Consider the following 8,901-nt stretch of genomic DNA (forward strand, 5'->3'; position numbering starts at 1 on the left):
GCACTACATGGGATTGCATGGACAGCTCCTGCCGAGCATGGCTCGGCACTACTGCTCGTTGGCGTAGGGGTCGGCAATGCCCAGATCGGCAAGAATCTCGCGTTCCAGCTGTTCCATGGCCTCGGCTTCCTTGTCGTCCTCGTGGTCCCAGCCCAGCAGGTGCAGCACGCCGTGCACGGTGAGGTGGGCGTAGTGGGCGTTGAGCGCCTTGTCCTGCTCCTCGGCCTCGCGGGCGACCACCGGGGCGCAGATCACCAGATCGCCCAGCAGCGGGAATTTCACTCCCTTGGGCAGGCCTTCGGGCAGCTCGGCCGGAAAGCTGAGCACATTGGTAGCGTAGTCCTTACCCCGGTAGTGGCGGTTCAGTGACTGACCTTCCTTGGCGTCGACCACGCGGATGGCCAAGTCTGCCTCGCGGATGCGGCCTTTCAAGGCGGCCGCCACCCAGCGGCGGAAGCTCACCGCTGCCGGCAGACCGGCGCGCGGCATGGCGTAGCTGACGGCGACATCAAGACGCACGGGACCCTTGGTCATTCGCTTGCTCCGGGCTTGACCTGCTGCAGATCGCGGCGGTCATAGGCGCTGACAATGCGGGCCACCAGCGGATGGCGCACCACGTCGCGCGATTCAAAGAAGGTGAAGCTGACCCCGTCCACGCCGCGCAGCACCTCGATGGCGTCGCGCAGGCCGGACTTGACGTGCTTGGGCAGGTCGGTCTGGGTCAGGTCGCCGGTGACCACGGCGGTCGAGCCGAAGCCGAGGCGGGTCAGGAACATCTTCATCTGTTCGATGGTGGTGTTCTGCGCTTCGTCCAGGATCACGAAGGCGTCATTGAGCGTGCGGCCGCGCATGTAAGCCAGCGGAGCGATCTCGATGACATTCTTCTCAAGCAGCTTGGCCACTTTTTCCACGCCCAGCATTTCGTACAGGGCGTCGTAGAGCGGGCGCAGGTAGGGGTCGACCTTCTGGGTCAGGTCGCCGGGCAGGAAGCCCAGCTTCTCGCCGGCTTCCACCGCCGGGCGCACCAGGATCAGGCGTTGCACGCGCGATTCATTCAATGCGTCCACGGCCATTGCTACTGCCAGGAAGGTCTTGCCGGTACCGGCCGGGCCAATGCCGAAGCTGATGTCGTGGGTGGCAATCTGGTGCAGGTAGCTGGCCTGGTTGAGGCCGCGACCACGCACGGTGCCGCGCTTGACCTTGATCGCTACTTCTTGTGCTTCGTAGGCCTGCTCGGTCAGATGATCGACGTTGGCACGGTTCAAGCGCAGATGGATGGCGTGGCTGTCGAAGACGGCTTCGGCTGCTTCTGCGTATAGGGATTTCAACAGTTTCTCAGCTTCCAGCGCGGTCTTGCCGGGGCCGCTGACGCGGAAGACATTGCCGCGGTTGGCAATCTCAACGCCCAGCTTGAGTTCGACCTGGCGCAGATGCTCGTCGAACGGCCCGGCGAGATTGGCCAGCCGTTCGTTATCAATCGGGTCGAGAGTGAAGTCGCGATGCGTGGTGGTGGTCATTTTCACTGACAGTTGCTGGCCGGCGAAGCCGTGCCTTGGACCTTGGAAGGGTACCCCTGCGGCTGACGGACCACCAGCGGGGCAGATAGTGGTCCGGGTTCTCCACAGCCGATGTGGATGTGGCGTGGGCCAAGCTGTGGATATCCCTGTCCAGCCCTTGCGGCATAAGCCTCTTGGCGGGGTGGTTAAAAAACCGCCACATTTGACGGTTTAGGGGTAGCAAGTTGTCCACAATTTTTGTGGATCGATTCGGGATGAACATGTGGATAACCGCGCGCAGCCCAATAACGACGGGCTCTGGGTCGGTGTGGCGAATAAATGACCGCAGGGCTGGGGCAAAGGCGAGCGGTAAGAAGCGAAAACGAGCAGCGACGGTTTTCCTGAGCCATAGCGAGCAGCAAAGGCTTTCCCCCTCTCCCGCTGGCGGGGTGAGAGGGGCAGCTTGCGAACCACTGGTTCGTTGCCCATCGAACGCCCTTGCGCCAGCGCCGGGGCGCTGAGCGGGGGGGGCGGGGGGCGCTCCTGCTTTGGACTAGTGGACCCCGCCTCTAACCCGCGCAGCCCACCTTCCGTAAGAAAGCACAGCAACAGCAGCCGCTGCCCTGGCCTCAATCCTGCGTAACCACCCGCCCACGCAGCGAATTGCTGAAGGCCTCGGTGATCAACACATCGACAAACTGCCCGATCAGCCGCGAACTGGCCGGGAAGTTCACCGAACGCATGTTCTCGGTCTTGCCGGTCAGCTCATTCGGGTCCTTGCGCGACGGGCCTTCGACCAGCACGTTCTGCACCGTGCCGACCATGCGCGCGGAGATGCCGGCGGCATGCTCATTGATATGTGCCTGCAGCCGCGACAGCCGGGCGTGCTTGTCGGCATCGCTGGTGGTGTCTTCCAGGTCGGCAGCCGGGGTGCCGGGGCGGCGCGAATAGATGAAGGAGAAGCTCTGGTCGAAGCCCACGTCCTCGATCAGCTTCATGGTCTTCTCGAAATCGGCATCGGTTTCGCCGGGGAAGCCAACGATGAAGTCCGAGCTGATCGAGATGTCCGGGCGGACCGCGCGCAGCTTGCGGATCTTTGCCTTGAACTCCAATGCGGTGTAGCCGCGCTTCATCGCGCTGAGCACGCGGTCGCTGCCGGCTTGTACCGGCAGGTGCAGGTAGTTGGCCAGTTTCGGCACGTCGCGGTAGGCGTCCACCAGCGAATCACTGAACTCCAGCGGGTGCGAGGTGGTGAAACGGATGCGGCCAATGCCGTCGATTTCGGCAAGGGTGCGGATCAGCAGGCCGAGGTCGGCAATCTCGCCGTCGCCGTATGGGCCACGGTAGGCGTTGACGTTCTGGCCGAGCAGGTTGATCTCACGCACGCCCTGTTCGGCCAGCTGTGCGCATTCCACCAGCACGTCCTCGAACGGGCGGCTGACCTCGGTACCACGGGTATACGGCACCACGCAGAACGAGCAGTACTTCGAGCAGCCTTCCATGATCGAGACGAAGGCCGACGGGCCCTCGGCGCGCGGCTCGGGCATGCGGTCGAACTTCTCGATCTCGGGGAAGCTGATGTCCACCTGCGGCTTGTTTTGCTCGCGGCGGGCGCGGATCAGCTCCGGCAGGCGGTGCAGGGTCTGCGGGCCGAACACCAGGTCCACGTAGGGCGCGCGCTTGACGATGGCTTCGCCTTCCTGCGAGGCCACGCAGCCGCCGACGCCGATGATGACGTCGCGGCCATTGGCCTTGAGCGCCTTCCAGCGGCCGAGCTGGCTGAACACCTTTTCCTGTGCCTTTTCGCGGATGGAGCAGGTGTTGACCAGCACCACGTCGGCTTCTTCGGGGTTGTCGGTGAGCTCCAGGCCCTCGGCGGCGGCGAGTACGTCGGCCATCTTGGTCGAGTCGTACTCGTTCATCTGGCAACCGTGGGTCTTGATGTAGAGCTTGCCGCGCGCGCCGCCGGCAACCGTCGGCCGCTGGCCAGGCAGGGGAATCAATTCAGGTGTGGTCATTTCAACAGTAGGCACGGCGGAGCCGGCCGTGATCGGCAGGGGAGTTGCTGGCGTCCCGGGCATGGCGCTTATTCCAGACGGGTGGGCGGGCACGCAGCCGCTGGGGCTGCATTCGTAGCCGCCTATTGTATCGGTCCGCGGGCCCGAGCACGAAAGCCGCTGCGTCAAATACTTGGCAAGCCCCGGCGAAGCTGGGAGACTCCCGCCCATGAAGGGGATTTTGGGGATCACCGGCATTCTCGCAGCAGCATTGGTCGCCTCGCCGGCCAGTGCCGGCACGCTGTACAAGTGCGTCGGCAGCGATGGGGTGCCCAATTACGTCAGCAAACGCGTCAGTGGCGCGAGTTGCAGCGTGGTCAGCAGTTATCGGCCGACGCGCGATGTGCCGCGTTATGTGCCGCCGACCCCGGCGCCCGTCGCCACCCCGGTAGCTGCTGCAGCCACCGCGAGCCAAGCCAATGACAGTTCGACGGCAGTGGCTGCACAGACCGCCCCCACCGCAGTGCCGCCGACCCCGGCGCCTGCTGCGGGACGGGCACAGCGGGTAGTCAGTGGGCAGGTTTACTCATATATGAAGGATGGGGTGCGCCACTACACCAGCAGCCGGCCGGCGCAGGTGGCCAACATCGGCGCGGTGCGCACCATTCAATACAGTTATATCGAGCGTTGCTTTGCCTGTGGTGTGAACTCCCGGGTCAACTTCGGCTCGGTACGCCTGAACACCCAGGCCTACAGCACCGAGATCGCCTCGGCCGCACGCGAGTTCGGTGTCGAGGAGGCAGTGGTGCGGGCCATCATCCACGCCGAATCGGCGTTCAACCCGACCGCGCTCAGTCGCGCCGGGGCACAGGGTCTGATGCAGTTGATGCCACCTACGGCGCGTCGTTTCGGCGTGTCCGATTCCTACGACGCCGGCCAGAACATCCGTGGTGGCGTGCAGTACCTGTCGTGGTTGCTGCGTCGCTTCAACGGCAACCTGACCTTGGCCGCGGCGGGTTACAACGCCGGCGAAGGTGCGGTGGATCGTCATGGTGGTGTGCCTCCCTACAAGGAGACCCAGTACTACGTGCAGCGCGTTGCACAATTGGCCGACCGCTACCGTGGCGAGCTGGCTACGCGCCAGTAGACCGTCCCCGATTGATTCTGTTGCAGCGGGCCGTGACAAATTTCGCGGACTGGTGTTTGATCGCGTTGTGTCAGCGTTAAGCGTTCCGCTACACTCCGGAACGATTCGATTCAGAGCGGGATGGCCCCCACCAGACCGCTGGCAGCCTATAGCTACCTAATCATTATCGGAGTGCCGGATGGCAAACGATGGGGTAAACGATCCAGTCAACACCGGACGTCGGCGGTTTTTGACAGCGACCACAGCTGTGGTCGGGGCAGTCGGTGTTGGTTTCGCCGCAGTTCCTTTCATCAAGTCGTGGAATCCCAGCGCCCGTGCCAAGTTGGCCGGTGCCCCGGTGACTGCCGATATCAGCGCGTTGCAGGAAGGCCAGCGGCTGATCCTGGAATGGCGCGGCCAGCCGATCTGGATCGTCAAACGCTCCAAGGCCATCCTGCAGGCATTACCTACCTTGGACGCGCGGCTCAAGGACCCGGAGTCCGGCAACAAGGACCAGCAGCCGGACTACGTGCTCAAGGGCAATCCCGAGTTTCGCTCGATCAAGCCGGATATATCCGTGCTGGTAGGTCTGTGTACCCATCTGGGCTGTTCGCCGGAGATGGTTGCCGAGATCCGCCCCGAGCCCTACGACGCACAGTGGAAGGGGGGTTATTTCTGCCCCTGCCACAAGTCGCGTTTCGACATGTCCGGGCGTGTGTTCCAGGACGTGCCGGCGCCGATCAACCTGCTGGTGCCGCCGCACCACTATGTGGATGACAACACCCTTGTCATTGGCGTTGATCCGCAGGGGGCAGCCTGATCATGGCCGACAATATTCTTACCCGCACCGTCAGTGGCGTGGCCGATTGGGTCAATGAGCGTGCGCCTGGCCTGATGCCGGTGTACCGCAAGCATGTCAGCGAGTACTACGCGCCGAAGAACTTCAACTTCTGGTACTACTTCGGCTCGTTGGCGATGGTGATCCTGGTCAACCAGATCGTCACCGGCATCTTCCTGACGATGCACTTCAAGCCCAGCGCGGCGGAGGCGTTCGCCTCGGTCGAGTACATCATGCGCGACGTGGAGTGGGGCTGGCTGATCCGCTACATGCACAGCACCGGTGCCTCGCTGTTCTTCATCGTGGTTTACCTGCACATGTTCCGCGGCTTGATGTACGGCAGTTACAAGAAACCGCGTGAGCTGGTGTGGATACTGGGCATGCTGATCTACCTGGTGCTGATGGCCGAAGCCTTCATGGGCTACGTGCTGCCCTGGGGCCAGATGTCGTTCTGGGGTGCCAAGGTCATCATCTCGCTGTTCGGTGCCATCCCGGTGATCGGCAATGGCCTGACCGAGTGGATCATGGGTGACTACCTGCCCGGCGACGCAACGCTCAACCGCTTCTTCGCCCTGCACGTGATCGCGATGCCGCTGGTGCTGCTGTTGCTGGTGGTACTGCACCTGGGCGCGCTGCACGAGGTAGGTTCCAACAATCCTGACGGCGTAGAAATCAAGAAGGGGCCGAAGGGCAACCGCTGGTCAGCGACCGCGCCAGCCGATGGCATCCCGTTCCATCCGTATTACACGGTGAAGGATCTGGTCGGTGTCGGCTTCCTGCTCACGTTGGCCGCTTTCATCATCTTCTTTGCTCCGGTGTTCGGCGGTCTGTTCCTCGAGCATGACAATTTCACCGAGGCCAACCGGCTGGTGACGCCGGAACACATCAAGCCGGTCTGGTACTACACGCCGTACTACGCGATGTTGCGGGTGGTGCCGAACAAACTCGGCGGCGTGATGGTGATGTTCTCGGCCATCGCCATCCTGTTCCTGGTGCCGTGGCTGGACAAGGCCAAGGTCAAGTCGGTCCGTTACCGTGGCCCGATCTCGAAGGTGATGCTGGGCATCCTGGTGGTGTGCTTCGTGTGGCTGGGCGTGATTGGCTCCGGCCCGGGCACGGCGATCTGGGAGACCTGGGTGGGCCGTGTGCTGACTTTCCTGTACTTCGCCTTCTTCATCACCATGCCGCTTTGGACGAAGATCGACAGCACCAAGCAGGTTCCGGACCGGGTGACGACGCATGACTGACAAGTGGATTGTGCGGTTGGCGATGGCTGCCGCGATGCTGCTGTGTGTCCCGGCGTTTGCCGCCGGCGGTGGCAAGTTGATGCAGGCGGGCAATGATCTGGGGGACCAGGCCTCGTTGCAGCGCGGCGCGCAGGCTTACATGAGCTACTGCTCGGGCTGCCACTCACTGAAGTACCTGCGTTATTCGCGCATGGGTGAGGATCTCGGCCTGACCGAACAACAGGTGATGGACAACCTCAACTTCACCGGTGCCGCCTATGGCGAGCAGATCCAGGTGGCGATGCCGCATGACGAGGCGACCAAATGGTTCGGCAAGATGCCGCCGGACCTGAGCCTGATTTCGCGGGTGCGCGGCAGTGACTGGATCTACAGCTACCTGAAATCGTTCTATGTGGACGAGTCGCGGCCGCTGGGCTGGAACAACAGCGTGTTCCCGAACGCCTCGATGCCGAACCCGCTATGGGAGCTGCAGGGCATGCAGCACGCCATTCACGGCAAGGCCGAGCAGGAGGGCATCGACCCGCCGGTAGTGGGCTTCAAGCTTGCTTCGCCGGGCAAGGTCGATCCGCGCGGCTATGACCAGACAGTCCGAGACATCACCAATTTCCTGGAGTACGCAGGTGAGCCTGCTGCGTTGAAGCGGCAGAGCCTGGGCGTATGGGTCGTGTTGTTCCTGGCCCTGCTCACCTTCCTGGCCTATCTGGTCAAGACCGAGTACTGGAAAGACGTGCATTGAGCTGGGTGCGAGCCGGGGGCTGTGCGCAGGGGGGCCTTGGCAACTGCGCCTGTGGCTTGGCACACTCGGGTAACCGTGGTCACCGTCGGCAATGTGCTGGCGGGGCCGTAAGGTTGGCGGAATCCAACCGATGGAGAGCCTTTGATGGCGGCGAGTGTGCGTATGCGTAATACCCTGACCTTGTTCTCTGCAAATGACGATGCCCTGTGTCATCGCGTGCGGTTGGTGCTGGCGGCCAAGGGCGTGACTTACGATCTGGTGCCGGTCGATGCGCAGAACCCACCGGAAGATCTGATCGATCTGAATCCGTATCACTCCGTTCCGACCCTGGTTGAGCGCGAGCTGGTGCTATATGCGGCCTCGGTGGTGAGTGAGTATCTGGACGAACGCTATCCGCACCCGCCGTTGATGCCGGTCGACCCCTTGTCGCGGGCACGGTTGCGGCTGGCGATGCTGCGCATCGAACATGACTGGGTGCCGCAGGTGCAGGCCATTCAGATGGGCAACAAGACCCAGGCTGAGGCGGGCCGCAAGCGCTTGAAGGAACTGGTCGCGCAGTCGGTGCCGCTGTTCAAGGCGTCCAAATTCTTCCTCAATCCGGAAATGAGCCTGGCTGACTGCGCGATTGCGCCGATCATCTGGCGGCTGGAGTCGCTTGGTGTGGCGTTGCCCAAGGACGGCAAGGCGATCGAGGATTATGGCAACCGCTTCTTCCGCCATCCGGCCTTCGTCCGCAGCCTGACTGATCAGGAAAAGAAGCTGCGCGAACTGCCGGGCTGAGCAGTCGCCGGCTGTATACGAACTTATCGATCACCGCCGATAGGCGGTGATCGCGCTTCAATGCCGCGTACACTTGTGCAATGACTGAAGAAACTTTCCGGATGAGCAGCCATCGCCCGTATCTGTTGCGGGCATTGGTCGAGTGGATCAACGACAACGGCATGACGCCGCACGTGATGGTCGATGCCGGGGTTCCCGGCGTGCAGGTGCCGAGCAGTGCGATCAAGGAAGAGCGGGTTGTGCTCAATATCGCCGAGCGCGCCGTTGTTGGCCTGCATATCGACAATGACGCGGTGAGCTTCACTGCGCGCTTCTCCGGAACCAGTTTCCCGGTATACGTGCCGATCTCGGCCATCCTGGCTGTCTATGCGCGTGAGACCGGGCAGGGTATGGCATTGCCGGATGACATTCCGGGCACCGAGACCACCCCGGATGACGACGATACGCCGCCGACCGATCCGCCTGAGCGTCCGCAGCCAGCTGCAAAGCGCCCGTTCCTGCGGGTAGTCAAATAATTCCACCGCCGCCGCAAGGCGGCGGTTTTGTTTGCGGGCTTTGTGTAGTGGGGGGGGGGGGGGGGGGGGGGGGGGGGGGGCGGCGCGCCCCGGGGCGGTGGGGGGGGGGGGGGGGGGGGGGGGGGGCGGCGGCGGGGGGGCGGGGAGGGGGGGGCGGGGGCCGCGC

At 63.2% G+C, this 8,901-nt stretch carries 9 protein-coding genes; 6 read left to right on the plus strand and 3 right to left on the minus strand.

Going from position 1 to position 8,901, the window contains the following annotated elements; genetic code table 11:
- Positions 1–48: 48 nt before the first annotated feature.
- The 3 genes from ybeY to miaB form a co-directional block, all read right to left on the minus strand.
- Positions 49–534: an rRNA maturation RNase YbeY gene (gene ybeY, locus ACVOMF_RS19620; RefSeq protein WP_282272180.1), complete on the minus strand. Its 486-nt coding sequence runs from the start codon at positions 532–534 to the stop codon at positions 49–51.
- The gene (locus ACVOMF_RS19625; protein ID WP_481510764.1) at positions 531–1,517 is read right to left on the minus strand and encodes a PhoH family protein; all 987 of its coding nucleotides are present in this window, start codon (positions 1,515–1,517) and stop codon (positions 531–533) included. Before ACVOMF_RS19625 ends, ybeY begins: the two co-directional genes overlap by 4 nt.
- A 608-nt stretch (positions 1,518–2,125) precedes the next feature.
- Complete coding sequence (miaB, locus tag ACVOMF_RS19630) at positions 2,126–3,577, minus strand: tRNA (N6-isopentenyl adenosine(37)-C2)-methylthiotransferase MiaB (RefSeq protein ID WP_481510760.1); 1,452 nt, start codon at positions 3,575–3,577, stop codon at positions 2,126–2,128.
- 145 nt (positions 3,578–3,722) lie between these two features.
- On the opposite strand from miaB, the gene ACVOMF_RS19635 reads away from it, so the two are divergent.
- The 6 genes from ACVOMF_RS19635 (at position 3,723) to ACVOMF_RS19660 (ending at position 8,735) form a co-directional block, all read left to right on the plus strand.
- Entirely contained in the window at positions 3,723–4,640 is a 918-nt protein-coding gene (locus tag ACVOMF_RS19635; RefSeq protein WP_481510761.1) for a lytic transglycosylase domain-containing protein, read from the plus strand.
- A gap of 178 nt (positions 4,641–4,818) precedes the next feature.
- Complete coding sequence (petA, locus tag ACVOMF_RS19640; RefSeq protein ID WP_057629370.1) at positions 4,819–5,439, plus strand: ubiquinol-cytochrome c reductase iron-sulfur subunit; 621 nt, start codon at positions 4,819–4,821, stop codon at positions 5,437–5,439.
- 2 nt (positions 5,440–5,441) lie between these two features.
- Positions 5,442–6,704, plus strand: coding sequence for a cytochrome b (locus tag ACVOMF_RS19645; protein ID WP_481510762.1), 1,263 nt, complete (start codon positions 5,442–5,444; stop codon positions 6,702–6,704).
- Positions 6,697–7,440, plus strand: coding sequence for a cytochrome c1 (locus ACVOMF_RS19650; protein WP_282272172.1), 744 nt, complete (start codon positions 6,697–6,699; stop codon positions 7,438–7,440). Before ACVOMF_RS19645 ends, ACVOMF_RS19650 begins: the two co-directional genes overlap by 8 nt.
- A 144-nt stretch (positions 7,441–7,584) precedes the next feature.
- Positions 7,585–8,220: a glutathione S-transferase N-terminal domain-containing protein gene (locus ACVOMF_RS19655; protein ID WP_296253894.1), complete on the plus strand. Its 636-nt coding sequence runs from the start codon at positions 7,585–7,587 to the stop codon at positions 8,218–8,220.
- Between the two features lie 80 nt (positions 8,221–8,300).
- The gene (locus tag ACVOMF_RS19660) at positions 8,301–8,735 is read left to right on the plus strand and encodes a ClpXP protease specificity-enhancing factor (protein WP_481510763.1); all 435 of its coding nucleotides are present in this window, start codon (positions 8,301–8,303) and stop codon (positions 8,733–8,735) included.
- Positions 8,736–8,901: the final 166 nt, after the last annotated feature.

This window comes from Stenotrophomonas sp. STEN022 (assembly GCF_056760155.1).